The following is a 17,295-nucleotide window of genomic DNA, read 5'->3' as shown; positions in this document are numbered from 1 at the left end:
ACTTTTCTTTAGTGTAATTGTGCTAGAATATGATTAAATTACAGAGGGATCATTCATTATTTCTCGAGTCTATATCGAAATAAATCCAACTAAATTCAATCTAAATCATTTAAATAAGTTAATCTATTATTGATTTTGTAGTATGAAGTCTTCCGAGGGTAATAAGAATTTAAAAGAATTAACGAAAGAACTTGAGTATACCAAGCAAAGGTTACGACTAATTGAAACCGAGTTAAATAATTTAAAGGGTAGCAAAGGTTTTAAAAACTTCGGTAATGATAAAACTAAAGATTATGTGTTTATTGATAATGAAGATTTTTTAAATAGAACTGGTGAAATTGCAAAGGTAGGAGGTTGGTATCTTAACATTAAAACCAATCAATTATATTGGACTCAAAGTACTTTTGATATCCATGATTTACCCAACAATGTTTTACCTACGTTAGAAGATGCAATCAACTTTTATCATCCAGAGGATCAAGAATTAGTTACAAGTTCAATTAACGATGTTATTAGATTAAAAAAAACTATCAGCTTTAAGGCGAGAATAATAACGGCAAAAAATAGATTGAAATGGGTATATGCCATAGGTAGACCAGAAATAAAAGATAATGATCTAATAGGGTTATCTGGTGTGTTTCAAGATATAACAGATAGAGTTTCACAAGAATTAGAAACTAATAAACTACAGAATCAGTTTAGACAGATAGTAGACTCTATACCTGGAGTTATTTATCAGTTTGTTTTTAATAAAGACGGTTCTTTTTCTATGCCTTTTGTACATGAAAAAGCAATTAATCATCTTGGTTTTACGGCAGAGCAAATGACTAATACAGAGTTTTTGTTGTCAAAGATTCATAAAGATGATTATGAAGGTATAATGCAATCTATTTTAGCTGTTAATCATGATCAAACCAACTGGTCTCACACTTTCAGGGCGTTTAATAATGAAAACGAATTAATTTGGATTGAAGCATATTCGTCAGGTTCTAAAGATGATAGTGGTAATATAGTCCATAATGGTGTGTTTTTCAACATTACAGATCAGAAGAACGCTGAATTAGCATTAGAAGCACGACGAAAAGAATTTCAAAATGTAACTGACAATGTTCCAGGAGTTGTATTAAAGTATCAATTAAATACTGATGGAACGGACAAGTTGTTATATATAAGTAAAGGTGTTGAAGACTTGTTTGAAATAACTCAATCAGAAGCTCTTGAGGATAGAGCTTTAATTTGGGATAAAATACATGAGGATGATGTAAGACTCATGATACCGTCTATACAAAAATCTGCGGCTGAACTGTCCATTTGGGAATTTCAGTATCGAATTGTCTTTGCTAATAATAGAACAAAATGGGTAGATTTAAGAGGTGTGCCAAGCAAACAAAAAGATGGTTCAGTCATATGGGATACAGTAGGTATTGATATTACTAAAAGAAAAAAAGCTGAAGAAGAGCTGGCACAGATTAATAAGAATCTGGAACAACTAGTTGAAGAACGTGCTCAAAAGGCAATTAACCTTTCAAGAGAATTAGAACGTTATTATTTAGTTGCTGAACATGCAAAGACTGGTGTTTGGCATTATGATGTACGCGATAATTCATTGATATGGGATAATATTATGTACGATCTCTATGGGATTGACAAAGAGAGTTTTAGTGGTGCTTATGAAGCATGGGAAACAAGTCTTCATCCTGACGATATAGAACCTTCTGTAAAAGCACTTCAGGTTACGATAGAAAACCAAGTTGATTTTGATACATCGTTTAGAATAATTCATCAAAAAACAGGTCAGACACGTTATATCCGTGCAAAGGCTAAGGTAGAATTAGATAATGAAGGTAATACTATTGCGGTGTTTGGAACTAACTATGATATTACGAAGGAGATGCAGCTTGCAGTCGAAAAAGAGGAAATCATTAATCAATTAAAGATTTATAAGACTGCTGCTCAAAATGCCATGGTAGGTGTTTGGTATTTAGATATTAAACAAAACTATGCTTTATGGGATGATACTGAGTTCGCCATATTTGGTTTAAACAAAGAAGATTTTAAAGATAATAATGTACCGTTTGAAAGTTTTTTAAGAACCATAGAACCAGAATTTGTTCCATTAATTCAAAAAGCATTACGTGAAAGTATCGAGGATGGGAAACCAATGGATCTTATGTATAAAATTAAAACATTAGATACTAATCAAATAAAATACATAAGAGTTAAAGCTGAAGCTCAATTTGATGATGAAGGAAATGTAATTGCCGTATTTGGGACAGACTATGAGATAACAAAGGAGATGGAACTCGTAGAAGAACGGCAATTGGCTTTAAACAAATTAAAGGCAACACAATCTCATTTAATTCAGTCAGAAAAAATGGCGTCATTGGGTGTTTTAACAGCTGGTGTAGCTCATGAGTTGAATAATCCACTCAATTATATATCAGGTGGTATCAATGCCATCAGGGAAGAGTTAAGAGCTGAAACTAATTTTAGTAAGGATAATTTATTAGAATATTTAGAATGGATTGATGCGGGTTTTCATAGAAGCGCAGAAATTGTAAAAGGATTAAACCTCTTTAGTAGAGAAAATAAGGAGAAAGTAGAGTCGTGTAATATTCATGAAATAATAGAAGATTGCTTATTAATGCTTAGGAATAAGTATTTTAATAAAGTTGATATAATAAAAGATTTCACCTCAGAAGAAGTTATTGTTAAGGGAAATAACGGTAAACTTCATCAGGCTTTTCTCAACTTAATAGCAAATGCTATTGATGCAATTCCTTTAAAAGGTAAAATTGAAATTAATACGTTTATAAAATCTGGTGAAGTCTATATATCTATTATAGATAATGGTACAGGTATATCTGAGGAAGATATAAATAAAGTGATGGATCCATTCTATACTACAAAATCTCCAGGTAAAGGAACAGGACTAGGCTTGTACATTACATATTCTATCATTAAGGATCACGAAGGTATTTTTAACATCACTTCAGATGTAGGAAAAGGGACCAAGGTTGAAGTTTCACTACCTTTGTGATTTAAGTCGATATTGAAAGCAAAAAACCTCCCGGTATTTCCGAGAGGTTTTTTTTATTTCTAATCATTAAAAGCATAGGTTCTAATAATATCTTTAAGCTGTTGCTTTAGATCTTCACCTGAATCATAAACCATTTGTTCGTTTGTAGGAAACTGTATTTGTTCTTGCCTCAATAGTCTTCTGTCATCTCTATTTAGGGCTCTTCTATCTCCTCTAAATCTTCCAAAAACATTTTCAAATACAAATCCGCTATCAATAGTAAAGGTGTCAACTATTTGATTTTGTTTTAAATCGGTATAAACGACCTCTGCAATAACTTGAGCAGATTTAGTCTGTAACACCTCAAAGAATCTAGCTCTAGTAGTAATAATTCTGTCAATTTTAATGTCGTTACCCAAGCTGTCTTTGGCAACATTACCATTGTCATCTAAAAGATATTCCCATCCATCAACAATGTCTTTTTCTCTTAAGAGTTGTCTCTCATTAATTCTTTCTGGTGACACATTAATTTGTTTTAGTTGTAATTCCATAGCATAATCGTATTCAATTGTATCATCTGCTATAGCGTGATAGCTTGTCCAGAATTGATTTAATCCATAAGTATTGAAATCTAATAACTCATTTTCTAAAAGTTGAGGTATCATTTGTTGTGTATCATTTTTAATAGATACATGTACATAATTTATACCAGCCAAGTGTGCTTGTTGCATTAAAGCACTTACATTATCATAATCAGGATTAATGTTATCTATATACTTAAAAAGGTTGTAAGCTTCTCTAGCTTTAAACTTGTTATCTATATCCAAAAGACCTGTGCCTTTATCTAACAAGTAATCAGAAGTTTTGTATTTGTAATCTACAATTTTAGTACTGTAATCGTTAAAGCTAAAGGCAACAGTTTTACCATTAATCTTTAAAGGTAGAATTCTTTTAATGGCTGTTTGTCTCGCTTCAAGATCTACATAGCTTTCAAATATAGTTTTATATAATTCCGGATTGCCGTCTTTTTCTAGATAAGCAATCTGCTTTAAATCTTCAGTTAAAACCTTATCGTAAGCATCCTTAAGCATAACAATGTAAGCTTGCTTTCGTTTTTTGTCTTTATTGTTTTCTAGCCTTCTTAATGCTTCAGAAATGGCTTGGTCATAATTACCATTACTAATGGCTGACTCAATTTGTTTTTTGGCACTACAAGATAATAGTACCGAAACAAGGACTGTTAAAAGTAAAAATTGTCTCATAATCTTACGGTTTTTAAGGTTTTATACGAAGTATAAACCAATGATTATGCCAAAAAAATAAAGCGCTAATTATTAGCGCTTTATGATTTATTTAAATTTTAAATTAAGTAGCTACTTCTTAAATACAGGAAGCAGTTGCGTTTTTAATTGACCAAAACCAATACGAACATCATCATTTTCACAATAACCTCGCATTACAACAGTATCATGGTCATTGATAAATTTACGTTCTGTACCGTCTTTCATTTTCAGAGGTTTTGTACCTTTCCAAGTCAATTCTAACATAGAGCCGTATGAATCTTCAGTAGGACCAGAAATTGTTCCGCTTCCCATCATATCACCAGAATTAACAGGGCAACCATTAACAGTATGATGTGCTAGTTGTTGCGCCATATTCCAATACATATATTTAAAATTGGTTTTACAAACTGTAGTTTCCTTTCCTCCTTTAGGTACAATACCTGCTTCTAAGTGGATGTCAAAACTGTGTTTCCCTTTAGTTTGAAGATAAGGTAAAGGTTTAGGACTTTGTTTAGGACTTTCAACTCTAAATGGCTCTAAAGCATCTAAAGTTACAATCCATGGTGACATTGAAGAAGCAAAATTCTTGCCTAAGAAAGGGCCTAAAGGCACATATTCCCATTTTTGAATATCTCTAGCTGACCAATCGTTAAACAATACAAGACCAAAGATATATTCTTCAGCTTCTGAAACAGGTATGGGCTCACCTAAATCATTAGCGTCAGTGGTTATAAAAGCCATTTCTAATTCAAAATCAACCAATTTACTTGGTCCAAAAACAGGTTTAGTGGCGCCTTCTGGCATTGTTTGACCTTGTGGTCTATGAATAGCTATGTGCGTTGTAACTATAGATGAACTTCGACCATGATAACCAACAGGTACATGAAGCCAGTTTGGTAATAAAGCATTTTCAGGATCTCTAAACATGGCGCCTACATTAGTCGCGTGCTCTTTACTAGAGTAGAAATCTGTATAATCACCAACGTGAACAGGCATTTGCATTTCTATCTCATCTAATCGAAAACAAATGATTTCTTTATGTTTTGTATTATCTCGTAAGGTTGCATTTTCAGAATCAAAAACTTCAGCAACACGGTTTCTTACTGCACGCCAAGTTTTTCTTCCATCAGCTATGAAGTCATTTAATGAATCTTGTAAAAAAATGTCATCAGTTAGAGGGATACCATCAAAGTAACCTAACTGGTGCATAGCACCAAGATCAATGGCTGTATCACCTATTCGTGTACCGATTGTAATAATATGTTCTCTTGTAAGAAAAACACCGAATGGAATATTCTGAATTGGGAAATCAGAATATTTATTTACATATAACCACGATGTTCTATTTGGATCGTTAGCTGATAATGGCATATTAATATAGTCTTGTTGTTGATTAGTTGTTCATTATTTTCTATTCAAACCTAATGATTTTTTGATATTAAAACTAATGATTCATTATTTTTGTTCCGATTTAATAATAGAGATAATTTATGCAACGCGACGAACAAATTTTTGAACTTATTCATGCTGAAAAGGAGCGCCAGTTAGACGGATTAGAATTGATTGCTTCTGAGAATTTTGTTAGCGATCAAGTAATGGAAGCTGCAGGTTCAGTGCTGACAAATAAATATGCTGAAGGTTATCCTGGAAAGCGTTATTATGGTGGATGTGAGATTGTAGATGAGGTAGAGCTAATTGCTATAGAAAGAGCTAAAACATTGTTTGGTGCTGCGTATGCAAATGTGCAGCCACATTCTGGTAGTCAGGCAAACACTGCAGTTTTTCATGCGTGTTTAAAACCTGGTGATACTATTCTTGGTTTTGATTTATCACATGGTGGACATTTGACGCATGGTTCGCCAGTTAACTTTTCAGGTAAATTATATCGTCCTACATTCTATGGTGTAAAGAAAGATACAGGTTACATAGATTATGATATGTTAGCTGACCAAGCTCAGAAAGAAAAGCCAAAATTAATTATTGCTGGCGCTTCGGCGTATTCACGTGATATAGATTTTGCTAAATTTAGAGAAGTTGCTGATAGTATTGGTGCTATCTTATTAGCAGATATTTCTCATCCATCTGGTTTAATTGCAAAAGGTATTTTAAATGATCCAATGCCACACTGCCATGTTGTAACAACAACAACTCATAAAACATTAAGAGGTCCAAGAGGCGGAATGATTATGATGGGTGAAAATATTGAAAATCCTTTTGGTATTACTTTAAAAAGCGGAAAACTTCGAAAGATGTCCGGCTTATTAGATTCTGGAGTTTTTCCTGGTAATCAAGGTGGTCCATTAGAACATATTATAGCAGCTAAAGCTATAGCCTTTGGTGAAGCGTTAACAGATGAGTTCTTGCATTATATGCTTCAGGTAAAGAAGAATGCTGATGCTATGGCTAAGGCATTTGTGGCTAAAGATTACAACCTTATTTCTGGTGGTACTGACAACCATATGATGTTAATTGACCTCAGAAATAAAAGTATAACAGGCAAGGATGCTGAGCAAGCACTTGTTAAAGCCGATATTACTGTTAATAAAAATATGGTACCATTTGATACGGAATCACCATTTGTAACATCTGGTATTAGAGTTGGAACGCCTGCTATTACGACGCGCGGTTTAAAGGAAGATGATATGAGCTACGTTGTGGATTTAATCGATGAAGTGGTTAACAATTTTGAAGACGAAACTGTACTAGAAGGTGTTGCTGAAAAAGTGAATGAATTAATGGGTGGACGACCACTTTTTAATGCTTAGTGCAAGCTGAGCACGTTTGAGCATCTCATGTATAGTAGCTGCTAATTCAAAATGAATAACAGAATATTGAGCCTTTCATCTTATTGAAAGGCTTTTTTATTTATTGACCATTTCTTAACAATAAAAGTACAATCTAATGACATTTGTCATGTTCCAATGTATTTAATATACGGTACTTTGTTCCTTTAAAAATAACACCCAAATTATGAAAGATTATAGCACATGGATGCACCCATATAAACCAGCTAAAGCATATAACAAAAGAGTCGCATATTTTAGTATGGAGTTTGGTATTGACCAAAGATTTAATATTTATTCAGGAGGATTAGGATTTTTGGCTGGTTCTCATATGAGATCTGCTTTTGAACAAAAGCAAAATATGATTGGAATTGGTATGCTTTGGAAATATGGTTACTACGACCAAGCAAGAAATGAGGATGAAACTCTAAGAACTGAGTTCTTAGAAAAACGTTTTGAGTTTCTTGAAGATACAGGTATAGAAGTTGAAGTACAATTGCACGATAATCCACATGTAAAGGTGAGAGCATATGTATTAAAGCCTGAAGTTTTTGGTACTGTACCAATGTATTTTTTAACTACAGATGTTGAAGGTAACGATCATTTGTCTAGAACTGTAACTAACCATTTATATGATGCTAACGAAGTAACAAGAGTATCTCAAAGTATTATATTAGGTATTGGTGGTGCCAAGGTGGTAGAAGCTTTAGGTGGTGCAGATACATATCATTTAAATGAAGGACATGCCTTACCAGCATTTTATTATTTAAGAGATAAAGGCATTAAGAAAAATCAAATGGTGTTTACCACACATACACCTGAAAAGGCTGGAAATGAGGAACGAGATGCAAGACATTTAAATAGATGCGGATTCTTTGGAAGATACCTTTCAGAAGAAGAACTCTCTAAGGAAATGGTGAACAATGGAATGATAAATTATACCATTTCTGCTTTAAGAATGGCTAAAAAAGCAAATGGGGTTTCTAAACTTCATGCTAAAGTGGCCAATGATATGTGGAAGGATTATGAAGGAGTCAGTAAAATTATTCCTATCACTAACGCACAAAATCAAAACTTTTGGCAAGATAAAAGCATCAAAAAAGCTTGGACAGATAAAAAAGTAAGGTCGTATAAGAGTCGAAAAACTAAATTAAAAAAACAGCTTTTTGAAACTGTTTTTGAACAAACAGGGAAAACATTTGATCCAAAAGTACTTACGATTGTTTGGGCAAGACGCTTTGCGGGTTATAAGCGTGCAGATTTGTTGTTAGGGGATTTAGAACGTTTTAAAAAATTAATTTCAAATGAGAAATATCCAGTTCAGATTATTTGGGCAGGCAAACCTTATCCTTATGATTTTTATGCGATAGATGTGTTTAATCATTTGGTAAGACAGTCTAAAGAAGCACCGAATTTAGCCGTATTAACCGGTTATGAGATGGATTTATCTAAAAAACTAAAAGATGGTTCTGATGTTTGGTTAAATACCCCAAGAATAACTCGAGAAGCTTCGGGTACAAGTGGTATGACCGCTGCAATGAATGGTTCTGTAAATGTGTCAATAAATGATGGATGGATTCCTGAGTTTCAAAAACATGGTAAGAACTGTTTTGTTTTACCTGAATTAGATCACAATTTACCGGTTTGGGAACAAGATAACATAGACAGAGATAACTTGTATGATATATTAGAAAACGAAGTTATTCCAACGTACTATAATGATCCTAAGAAATGGCAAAGTATTGTATTTAAAGGTATGGACGATGTCATTCCAAAGTTTACAAGTCACAGAATGGCAGATGATTATTATCAGAAATTATTCTAGAGTGAGTTTTAACTTTGATTAATAGCGAAAAAGCCTTTCAAAACTGAAAGGCTTTTTTATGCGCTATTTATTATCAATTATATTCCAAAAAGTTTCCTTGTATGTTGCACTAATTGGAATATATTCTTTATTAATTACGATTCTATTACGCTCAATGTAATCAATATGCTCTAAAGCTACGATATATGATTTATGAACACGTATAAATCTGTCTTTAGGTAAATCCTTTTCAAAATCTTTCATGTTCTGGAGCGTTAAAACCTTGCCTTCTTTAGTCTGAATAGCAACATAATCGCTTAGCCCTTTTAAAAATAAAATATCAGAGAAAAAGAGCTTTTGATGTCTATATTCAGTTTTAACAAAGAAATAATCAGTAGTTGGTTTAATTTCTTGGACAATTTGTTTTTTCTGCGTTACTTTTTCTAATGCTTGTAAAAATCTCTGAAATGTAATTGGTTTTAAAAGATAATCTATTGCGTTTAAATCGTAACTCTCTAAGGCATATTCAGAATATGCAGTTGTGAAGATGACTTTTATATCTGGATTTATAATTTTTTTGAATTCAATTCCTGTAATTTCTGGCATCTGTATATCTAAGAATAAAATATCTACGGTTTGTTCTCTTAAAATTTTAAGTGCCTCAAGTGCATTGTTAAATCTCCCAACAACTTGTAAATCTTCAATTTTAGAAGCATATGATTCTAGCAATTTGATTGCTAATGGTTCGTCATCTATAATTATACAAGTCATTTTAAAGGAATTTCGAGTTTAGAAATAAAAATGCCATTTTCTGCTTTACACTCAAAGCTATGCCTTTTTGGAAATAAAAGTTCCAAACGCTTTCTTAAATTTTCTAGTCCCAAACCGCCAATTTTATCTTTTTGTTTCTGTTCTATTTCATTGATAACTTCATATTGCAGTAAATTTTCAACAATTGAAATTTTTATCGTAACAGGTGTGGTTTTACTTTGTAGATTGCCATGTTTTACGGCGTTTTCTACAAAAGGTAACAGTATAAACTGTGGTATTTTAAGGTTTGAAATATCACCATTTAAATCTAGCTTAACCTGTGGTTTTTTAGGATGTCTAATACTTTCTAAATCAATAAAGTTTTTAATTTGTGCAATCTCGTCTTCTAGAGTAACATTAGTTTTAGTTTTGTACAAAGAATAGCGTAATAAAAGTGATAATTTTTCAATGGCGCTTAATGCCTTATCGGAGTCAATATTGACTAAGGCATAAATATTATTAAGTGTATTAAATAAAAAGTGAGGATTGGTTTGAGAACGTAATAAATCTAATTCCATTTGCTGGTTTTCAATTAATAACTGGTTACTACGTTGTTCATTGTATTTTGAATATTGCCAGAAATAAAATATAATGCCTAAGATGACATACTGAATAGTGTAATAAAGGTTGTCTAGAATATAATATGACGCAGAAACATTGCCCTTATAATTACCGAATCCAAAAAGGGTTCTAAATAGTACTTCTTCTAGGAGATATCTTAAACCAATGATTATAAATGAGACCGTTATAATTACAGTCAAGATTTTCCATAATGTCCATTTGTTATAAAACCTCCAAAATGCGGTGTATGATGTCATAACATATAGAAGCAATACGCACATTACTGATATGGTAAGAACTATTATATAACCTTGAGAAAAGTAGTTAATGGCATTGGTGAATCCTTTATCGAACAATTCTTTTATAATATCTGTAACCAAATAGTATAAAATGAATACAACGCAAAGCTGTTTTAATTGGTATTTCATAGTTACGAATCTAAGAATTTGCAAGGTTTCTTAGAAAATCTATCTGTGAAATCAATATTGTAATCGGTCAAATTTCACTTTTTTACTTCAAGCCAACTCTCTGAAAAATAACCGATAAGACTTTAAAGTTCATAGATTCTCTTTTTAAATGGAGTAGAAGTATATGACCTTTGAGTTGTAATTAAAAAACACATCGTCATGAATCATTTATCAAAATTACTTTTAGGGTTATTCTTCATTTTAGCAGTTACTGTGAATGCTCAACAAATACAACAAGAGATATTAATAGTTGGTGATATGCACCAATTACCAAAAATTGTTAAAGGTGCTTATAAACCAATGGCTAAGAAAATCATTAAGTATAAGCCAGAGCTTATAATGGCAGAATATGCTAAGACAGCTGATACAGCAGCTATGGGCGAATGGAATGGCTGGTTTAAAGAAGCTTATCTTAAACACAGGGATACTTTCACCTACCATAAGGATGAAATAAAACGACTTATTAATACACCAAATATTGAGTTGGACAGTCTAGACTTTAAAAAACTTCAGAGTTATTATTTAAGTATTGGCGACCAAGGTAATACAAGAATGTATAGATATTATGCTATACATGGTGCTACCAAAAAATTTAAGCCTTATGGTAACCAGAATCCGGATTTGACATTCCAAGTGATGCGAAAATTAGGACTTAAAAACGTTTATGGCGTAGATAGTCATGCTGGTTATCAAGGCTATTGGCCAGCCTGGAAACGTGCATTGAGTGCTGGAACAAAAGAAGGCAAAAAGACATTTAAAAAGGTAATTAGAAAAGACAAATGGGGAAATATTTTTGCCGGTGCATCATGGTCCTTGGGTAGATATGTAAACAAGCCAGAAACATTAGACATGTATTATAGAATAAATTCTTTAAGATTTGAAGGTTTTGAAGGTGAGGATTTTAAAATTCAACAGAAAAAATGGGATGACAGAAATGTAAACATGGCAAAGAATATTCTTGAAGTTCTTTCTGAAAATAAGGTTGAACGTAGTGTGTTAATTGTTGGAGCTGGACATGCAAAAGCAGTGAGTGATGAACTGAAGCGACTAGACCCAAATTTAAAAGTGATAATGTATCACGATTTATGATATAAACAATTCTAGTTTATCATCTCTCTCAAAATCGTCGTTAAATGATAAAGAGTCATATTATGATAATCAGTTTTATTTTCACCTGAGATAGATAGGCCAGAAAACATCTCCATTTCTGGTTTATAGGGATTAGTTTTATGTTTAATTATTAGTTTCTCTTTAACATATCTAACAAGTTTCTCTCTACGTTTTCTTAACCTTTTATCGTTTTCAAGATTTATGTTATTAATAACAGAAACTAAATCATAATATTCTTCTTGGTAGTAGCTGTATTTAATAGGTTTATCGTTTAAGGTGTTTATTTTTTTTCTATTTAACTTCTTAATGAATTGCCTTAGTTTTCTAGCGAAATGACCAAATTTTTTATTATTTAAAAGTGTATAGGAGCTATACATGTTTAAAGCTTCGTATTCCATGATTTTATTTGCCAAATCTTCTGAAGAAACATTGTCATTGTTAGATAGATATTTAAATACCTCAGGATAATAATAATTTGGTGCCCCAAGTTCTAACTGAGAAGCCATCGTGTATTTACTCATGTTTTTAAATTCGTACAAAGGTTCGATAACGGATTTTGTGCAAACTTGGAAAAAAAGTAAATCAATTTTTGATTTATATAATTCTTTATAGGCTTCTTTAATTTCTAAAATGGTTAAAAAACCATTATTAGGGAATTCATCTAAGCAAACTTCATTTAGTTTTCCTCCATGATCTAAAAATATAACTGCGTGTTTCTTGTAATCGACTTTTGATTCTACCCAATTTAAATACCTCGTGTAAGTTTCTATATTATCTGATGATTCATCTTTAGTTTTTTCAATTTGAGTTCCTTTAGATGTTATAAAAAATCTACTAGAACCCTCAGTTTGTTTGTCATCGAGCTGAACACTTACAGAAATTTTATCTGTATTAATATTTTCCTCAATCATCTTAATAATAGGTTCACTAAAACGAGCTAAGTTGTTATCATATGGCATGTAGTAGCTAAAATGCCAATCAGATTTAAATTTATCTTGATTTTGAGCATTATTAATTGTGGGATTTAAATGAAAGAAAATTATGATTAAAGTTTGAAAGAATCTTTTCATTTTAATATACTCTAGAAAATTAGTCTTCGAATATTACACTCTTGTAGGCACCAGCATCTGGTGGTGTTGTACGCGTTTCTCCTGCAATATCAACATTGATTAAAAAGTCAGTGCTGCCAATTTCAATGGCGCCAGAGTTTTCACCTATGCGCAATTTGTTGTCAAAAGGTGCTTCAAAATCTGGATCTTCGTTAAAGACATTATTTTCATAAAAGTTGTCGTCATTAAAGTCGTAATTGCCAGAACCGCTTAAATTATCATTGTTAAAACGAATTAAGCAATTATTAAACTTGTAGTTAAAGACAGCACCTTGATCTTCAAGCAATAATTCTGGATTATCATTACCGTAGATAATACAATTATTAAAATTAGCTTCTGTTAAATCATTGGTAAACACTGTGTTGTTTTCGTCAACTACAAAATCATTTAGTAATACTGACGGAAATTGTCTAAAACTACTATTCCAGTAATTGACAATAGTACAATGTGTAAAATTATAAGCGCCGCCTAGCGTACCTGCAAATGAAGATTGTCCAGAATTATTAATTACCACATTTTCTGCAGTAATGGAAGTGGCACGTCCTAAAATCCCAAACCCACTAGAGTTGTATATCTGAGAATTTGTAATGTTGAGTTTGTCCTCTGTTTGGTTGCCTTCAGATAAAATACCAATGGTTGCATTTTTGATTGTCGCATAATTAATAGTGTTATTGGCACTACCATTAAATAACCAAATGGTGCCCCATTGACCTGGAACATCCTCAAAAAGCGGTTCTAATCTGTCGCCTTCTAAAATGACTTCATTTTCTAAAGCATCTAGATCTGTACTTAAAGCTCCATTAATATTTAAGGTACCACCATCTGTTACAATAATGCCAGAATCGGCGTGGAAGTGCACGCGTGCACCAGCTTCCATGGTTAAAGTTTGACCATCGTTTACTCCAGCATAACCATAAATAACGTACGGTTTTTCATTGGTAAAAGTAAGTTCGCTATTATCTAAAAAACGTCCTTGTAGTGTGGTGTCGTCTGGTGTACCATCACCATCTACATCAAAAGTGAGTGTTTCAACAATACCAGTTTCCTCATCTCTGTTCGGATAAATGAAAATAGCGTCTTTCACTAAAGTTACAAGGTCTACGTCTTGTTGATTGCTACCTGCATCAAATAAAATACGATCTGTGTAAAGGAATTCGTTTGTTGGTATTGGTTCAGTGTCTGTATTGTACGTAGTTTCAATAAATATAAAAAGGCTATCATTAGCTAAAAGTTCAACATCTTCAAAGAATTTGCCTTCTTGTTCTCCTTCTAAACCTGTGGTGCCATCTACATTAAGTCTGTAAAATGAATTGATGCCATTTTCTAAACGTATTGTTGGGATAACGATATCTTCGTCACTTCTGTTATATACTTTTAAGTTATAAGTACTAGACCCAATGTTTGTAAAAACAGTATCTAAATACACTGTATCTCTTTCAAATCTTAAGTCACCAGTACTCGGTGAGAATTCAAAATCATTACGACAAGAACTCCAAAACAAAAGAACGCCTAGAAGAATAAGAAATGAGAGCAATCGCTTCATAAGTGCAAAAAATTAAGGTCTAAAAATATAACTTTTGAACTTATGATTTATTATGAAGAAGAATATTTTATAGTTATTTTTCATTACTGCGACTTGTGCTGAGCTTGCCGAAGTAAGGCATGCATCTTATATAGAGTAACAATTAATCTTTACTCGTTTCTTCGCCTAATTCTTCTTGCTCAGTAGCTTTGGCCTTACCGTATTGCTCAATAAGCATTAGGAAGAGTTCACTATTGATTACAAATTCTTCTAACAGTTCCATTTGTTTATCCTCCTTGAGCAAGGCAGAGCTAATGCCTTTGGCACTGCAAAAATCAAAAAACAGATTGGTTTTGTTCTCAGGGATTTTTAAATCTTCTTTTACCAGTCTTTTGTTAAAGAAAGAACTTTTTGTAAAAAGTGAATCTAATTGATCGTAAGTTAATGGATGATAGACCGGTACTTTAGGTTTTTTACTTTTAAAAAGTTTGGCAACCAAGTCTATTACTGCGAGTAAATTTACGCCACCTCCATAACTATCTTTCGGCATGTATAAATGAGGATTTTTTTTGATGTCCTCCTTAATCATGTCTTTGAATTCTTGATTAAAAGTTTCAGCTTCAAAAACGGGTTGCTCAGGTTCTGCCTTAATTTCTACTTCATCTAATTGACTAACAAGCTTCTTTATTTCAAAAACAGAGATATCATCTAAGTGAAATTGTTTTACTTCAACGGTTAGCGGTTCGTAGAATAATGATTCAAAGGATAATGTATCACTTATTTTCGCGATAATTTCAAAATCACCGTTTTTATCTGTTACAGTAAACCTATTTTGTGTCGTATTACGCACCTTAATGTTTTTTACTACCGATTTTGAATCGTAGACTTTACCTTTCAAGGTTTGTCCATTTACATAAAAAATGGTGCTGATAAGAAGCGTAAGTGTTATTAAATAACGCATTAATAGTTGATTGATGGTCGTAAATTAAATACAATAAAAAGCTTCAGCCTAGTGCATTTATAAAACTTTAACCTAAATATATGTTAACTAGATTGAGGAACTAAAACAAGAATGTTTGTCATTCTGAATTGTCACATTGAGCCTGTAGAAGTGTTATTTCAGAATCTCTATGAATTGGTTTTGATGTATTGATAGAATCTAAATCAAGTTAAGATTGATAACGTCATTCTATTGTGTAAGCTAGTTATTGAAATAACGTGACGATTTCTTCAGTGATTCTTGTAGGTCTTTTTGAATTAATAGCCATCAAACACCATTTGGTTTCAGAGGTTACCAAATGCTTACCGGTTTTAGAGTTGTAAATCTCAACATGTCGTATTGAGGTAATTCCTTCAGACTTTGAAACAAATGTTTTTAAATTTAAAACATCACCTAATACAGCTTCATCTTTATAATTTATAGTATGTTGAACCAAAACCCAGAAGTAACTGTTTCGTATATCTTCAGAAGCATTTTTCAGCCAATGCGCTTCTGCCATATCTTGTACCCATTGTACATAACGTACATTGTTAACATGATTGAGCTGGTCTAAATCATCCTTTGAAACAGTTATTGTTTTTTCAAAGATCTGCAATGTATTGTTACTTAGAGATTTTTACTTCAAATAATTTATCCCAGTTTTTTCCTGTAACAAATATGGTTTTACGTTCTGGATGATACGCAATACCATTAAGTACATCTAATTCTGGATGTTGTGTTACAAGTTTTTTTAGAGGTTTAAAGTTTACAATACCTTCAACACCACCTGTTTTAGGATTAATAATGGCTACACCATCCTTTTGATAGATATTAGCGAATATTTTACCATCAATCCATTCGAGTTCATTAAGCGCTGGGATTTTTCCTTTTTCAGTATAGGCTTCAATATGACCAATTTCTGTGAGATTTTCAGGATCTAATAACCAAATTCTGTCCGTACCATCAGATTTATACAATGTTTTACCATCATTACAAATTCCCCAACCTTCTTTACTTTTTCCGTAGTTGAAGGTACTTAGTTTTTCAAATGAATTCACATCATACACAAATCCACGTTTTGCTCTCCAAGTTAACTGATATATTTTATCATTAAGTACAGTTAAGCCTTCACCAAAGTAGTTTTCATCTAGGTTTAGGTTATTGATGACTTCACCAGTTTCAAAATTTACTTTTCTAAGTTTTGATTCTTTATACTGTCCTGTACTTTCATATAATTCACCATTATAAAATTCTAAACCTTGTGTATAAGAGGTAATGTCGTGTGGATACGTATTTACTACTTCATAAGTGTAAATTGCAGGTATTACGTTATTGAATATTTTAATAGTTTCAGATAGTATTTCTGTATTGTCTCCATAAGTTATAGAAGCCGTTAAGGTTTTACTACCTAAAGAGACATCATTTAAGATGGCGTTGTCTTTAATTTCATTACCATCTAGTTTGTAGACTATCTGTTGAATCTCAAGAGTTTTAGGATTTTTAACAGAGAGTTTTAAGGTATCTCCTAACTGAAATGATTTTCCATTTAGGTCTAATTTTAATCCTGTTTGTTTTGAGCTATTAGTGTCACCACAATTAATCAATGTTAGACTTAAACTAAAGAGAATGAAATATTTAAATAACTGCATTTTAAGGTCATATAATTTTGAGGCAATTTATAAAAAAATCGGTTTAAAAAAGGTTGGTAAAGTATTAAAAGATTGTATCTTTGCAGCCGGCAAGTCCTACACAACCAGCTCCTGCTTAATCCTCCAGGACGGGAACGTAGCAAAGGTACGCGGTCGTAGCGGTGTGATGTAGGTAGCTTGCCTTTTTTTGTACCCTAAA

At 32.3% G+C, this 17,295-nt stretch carries 13 protein-coding genes and 1 other RNA gene; 5 read left to right on the top strand and 9 right to left on the bottom strand.

The window, feature by feature from the left end; translation table 11 throughout:
* Positions 1–142 precede the first annotated feature (142 nt).
* Positions 143–3,040, top strand: coding sequence for a PAS domain-containing protein (locus tag HRU50_RS04525; protein WP_296348610.1), 2,898 nt, complete (start codon positions 143–145; stop codon positions 3,038–3,040).
* A gap of 59 nt (positions 3,041–3,099) precedes the next feature.
* Here HRU50_RS04525 and HRU50_RS04520 read toward each other — a convergent pair whose 3' ends face one another.
* On the bottom strand, positions 3,100–4,281 hold the full coding sequence (locus HRU50_RS04520) for a hypothetical protein (RefSeq protein WP_296348608.1): 1,182 nt from the start codon (positions 4,279–4,281) through the stop codon (positions 3,100–3,102).
* 111 nt (positions 4,282–4,392) lie between these two features.
* Positions 4,393–5,673 (bottom strand): fumarylacetoacetase, encoded by a 1,281-nt coding sequence (gene fahA / locus HRU50_RS04515; RefSeq protein ID WP_296348605.1) that lies wholly within the window; start codon positions 5,671–5,673, stop codon positions 4,393–4,395.
* A gap of 119 nt (positions 5,674–5,792) precedes the next feature.
* Here fahA and glyA point away from each other — a divergent pair, with 119 nt between their 5' ends.
* Positions 5,793–7,067, top strand: coding sequence for a serine hydroxymethyltransferase (glyA, locus tag HRU50_RS04510; RefSeq protein WP_296348603.1), 1,275 nt, complete (start codon positions 5,793–5,795; stop codon positions 7,065–7,067).
* A gap of 205 nt (positions 7,068–7,272) precedes the next feature.
* Entirely contained in the window at positions 7,273–8,910 is a 1,638-nt protein-coding gene (gene glgP / locus HRU50_RS04505; protein WP_296348601.1) for an alpha-glucan family phosphorylase, read from the top strand.
* 63 nt (positions 8,911–8,973) lie between these two features.
* Here the strand turns inward: glgP and HRU50_RS04500 are convergent, their stop codons facing one another.
* Both HRU50_RS04500 and HRU50_RS04495 read right to left on the bottom strand, forming a co-directional pair.
* Positions 8,974–9,660: a DNA-binding response regulator gene (locus tag HRU50_RS04500; protein ID WP_296348599.1), complete on the bottom strand. Its 687-nt coding sequence runs from the start codon at positions 9,658–9,660 to the stop codon at positions 8,974–8,976.
* Entirely contained in the window at positions 9,657–10,688 is a 1,032-nt protein-coding gene (locus HRU50_RS04495; RefSeq protein WP_296348597.1) for a histidine kinase, read from the bottom strand. Before HRU50_RS04495 ends, HRU50_RS04500 begins: the two co-directional genes overlap by 4 nt.
* A gap of 198 nt (positions 10,689–10,886) precedes the next feature.
* On the opposite strand from HRU50_RS04495, the gene HRU50_RS04490 reads away from it, so the two are divergent.
* Positions 10,887–11,816: a DUF5694 domain-containing protein gene (locus tag HRU50_RS04490; protein ID WP_296348595.1), complete on the top strand. Its 930-nt coding sequence runs from the start codon at positions 10,887–10,889 to the stop codon at positions 11,814–11,816.
* Positions 11,817–11,827: 11 nt separating this feature from the next.
* On the opposite strand, the gene HRU50_RS04485 is transcribed toward HRU50_RS04490, so the two are convergent.
* The 5 genes from HRU50_RS04485 to HRU50_RS04465 all read right to left on the bottom strand — a co-directional run bounded on the left by HRU50_RS04485 (position 11,828) and on the right by HRU50_RS04465 (position 17,096).
* Entirely contained in the window at positions 11,828–12,907 is a 1,080-nt protein-coding gene (locus tag HRU50_RS04485) for a clostripain-related cysteine peptidase (protein ID WP_296348593.1), read from the bottom strand.
* Positions 12,908–12,926: 19 nt separating this feature from the next.
* Entirely contained in the window at positions 12,927–14,489 is a 1,563-nt protein-coding gene (locus HRU50_RS04480) for a hypothetical protein (protein ID WP_296348591.1), read from the bottom strand.
* 142 nt (positions 14,490–14,631) lie between these two features.
* Entirely contained in the window at positions 14,632–15,429 is a 798-nt protein-coding gene (locus tag HRU50_RS04475) for a hypothetical protein (RefSeq protein ID WP_296348589.1), read from the bottom strand.
* Between the two features lie 244 nt (positions 15,430–15,673).
* Positions 15,674–16,063, bottom strand: coding sequence for an acyl-ACP thioesterase domain-containing protein (locus tag HRU50_RS04470; RefSeq protein WP_296348587.1), 390 nt, complete (start codon positions 16,061–16,063; stop codon positions 15,674–15,676).
* Positions 16,064–16,070: 7 nt separating this feature from the next.
* A complete protein-coding gene (locus tag HRU50_RS04465) occupies positions 16,071–17,096 on the bottom strand; it encodes a glutaminyl-peptide cyclotransferase (RefSeq protein WP_296348585.1) in 1,026 nt (341 codons plus the stop codon).
* An 87-nt stretch (positions 17,097–17,183) separates the two neighbouring features.
* Here HRU50_RS04465 and ffs point away from each other — a divergent pair.
* Positions 17,184–17,282: signal recognition particle sRNA small type (gene ffs, locus HRU50_RS04460), an RNA gene on the top strand.
* The last annotated feature ends 13 nt before the right edge of the window (positions 17,283–17,295 follow it).

Source organism: Winogradskyella sp., assembly GCF_013213835.1.
Taxonomy (GTDB): domain Bacteria; phylum Bacteroidota; class Bacteroidia; order Flavobacteriales; family Flavobacteriaceae; genus Winogradskyella.
This window is presented reverse-complemented; position numbering and strand designations above follow the sequence as displayed.

What these genes read in the sequence shown, in the direction of transcription:
- HRU50_RS04520 (WP_296348608.1), bottom strand. Translation starts at nt 4,281, where the DNA reads ATGAGACAATTTTTACTTTTAACAGTCCTTGTTTCGGTACTATTATCT.
- HRU50_RS04465 (WP_296348585.1), bottom strand. Translation starts at nt 17,096, where the DNA reads ATGCAGTTATTTAAATATTTCATTCTCTTTAGTTTAAGTCTAACATTG.
- fahA (WP_296348605.1), bottom strand. Translation starts at nt 5,673, where the DNA reads ATGCCATTATCAGCTAACGATCCAAATAGAACATCGTGGTTATATGTA.
- HRU50_RS04500 (WP_296348599.1), bottom strand. Translation starts at nt 9,660, where the DNA reads ATGACTTGTATAATTATAGATGACGAACCATTAGCAATCAAATTGCTA.
- HRU50_RS04525 (WP_296348610.1), top strand. Translation starts at nt 143, where the DNA reads ATGAAGTCTTCCGAGGGTAATAAGAATTTAAAAGAATTAACGAAAGAA.
- HRU50_RS04480 (WP_296348591.1), bottom strand. Translation starts at nt 14,489, where the DNA reads ATGAAGCGATTGCTCTCATTTCTTATTCTTCTAGGCGTTCTTTTGTTT.
- glyA (WP_296348603.1), top strand. Translation starts at nt 5,793, where the DNA reads ATGCAACGCGACGAACAAATTTTTGAACTTATTCATGCTGAAAAGGAG.
- HRU50_RS04490 (WP_296348595.1), top strand. Translation starts at nt 10,887, where the DNA reads ATGAATCATTTATCAAAATTACTTTTAGGGTTATTCTTCATTTTAGCA.
- HRU50_RS04485 (WP_296348593.1), bottom strand. Translation starts at nt 12,907, where the DNA reads ATGAAAAGATTCTTTCAAACTTTAATCATAATTTTCTTTCATTTAAAT.
- HRU50_RS04495 (WP_296348597.1), bottom strand. Translation starts at nt 10,688, where the DNA reads ATGAAATACCAATTAAAACAGCTTTGCGTTGTATTCATTTTATACTAT.
- glgP (WP_296348601.1), top strand. Translation starts at nt 7,273, where the DNA reads ATGAAAGATTATAGCACATGGATGCACCCATATAAACCAGCTAAAGCA.
- HRU50_RS04475 (WP_296348589.1), bottom strand. Translation starts at nt 15,429, where the DNA reads ATGCGTTATTTAATAACACTTACGCTTCTTATCAGCACCATTTTTTAT.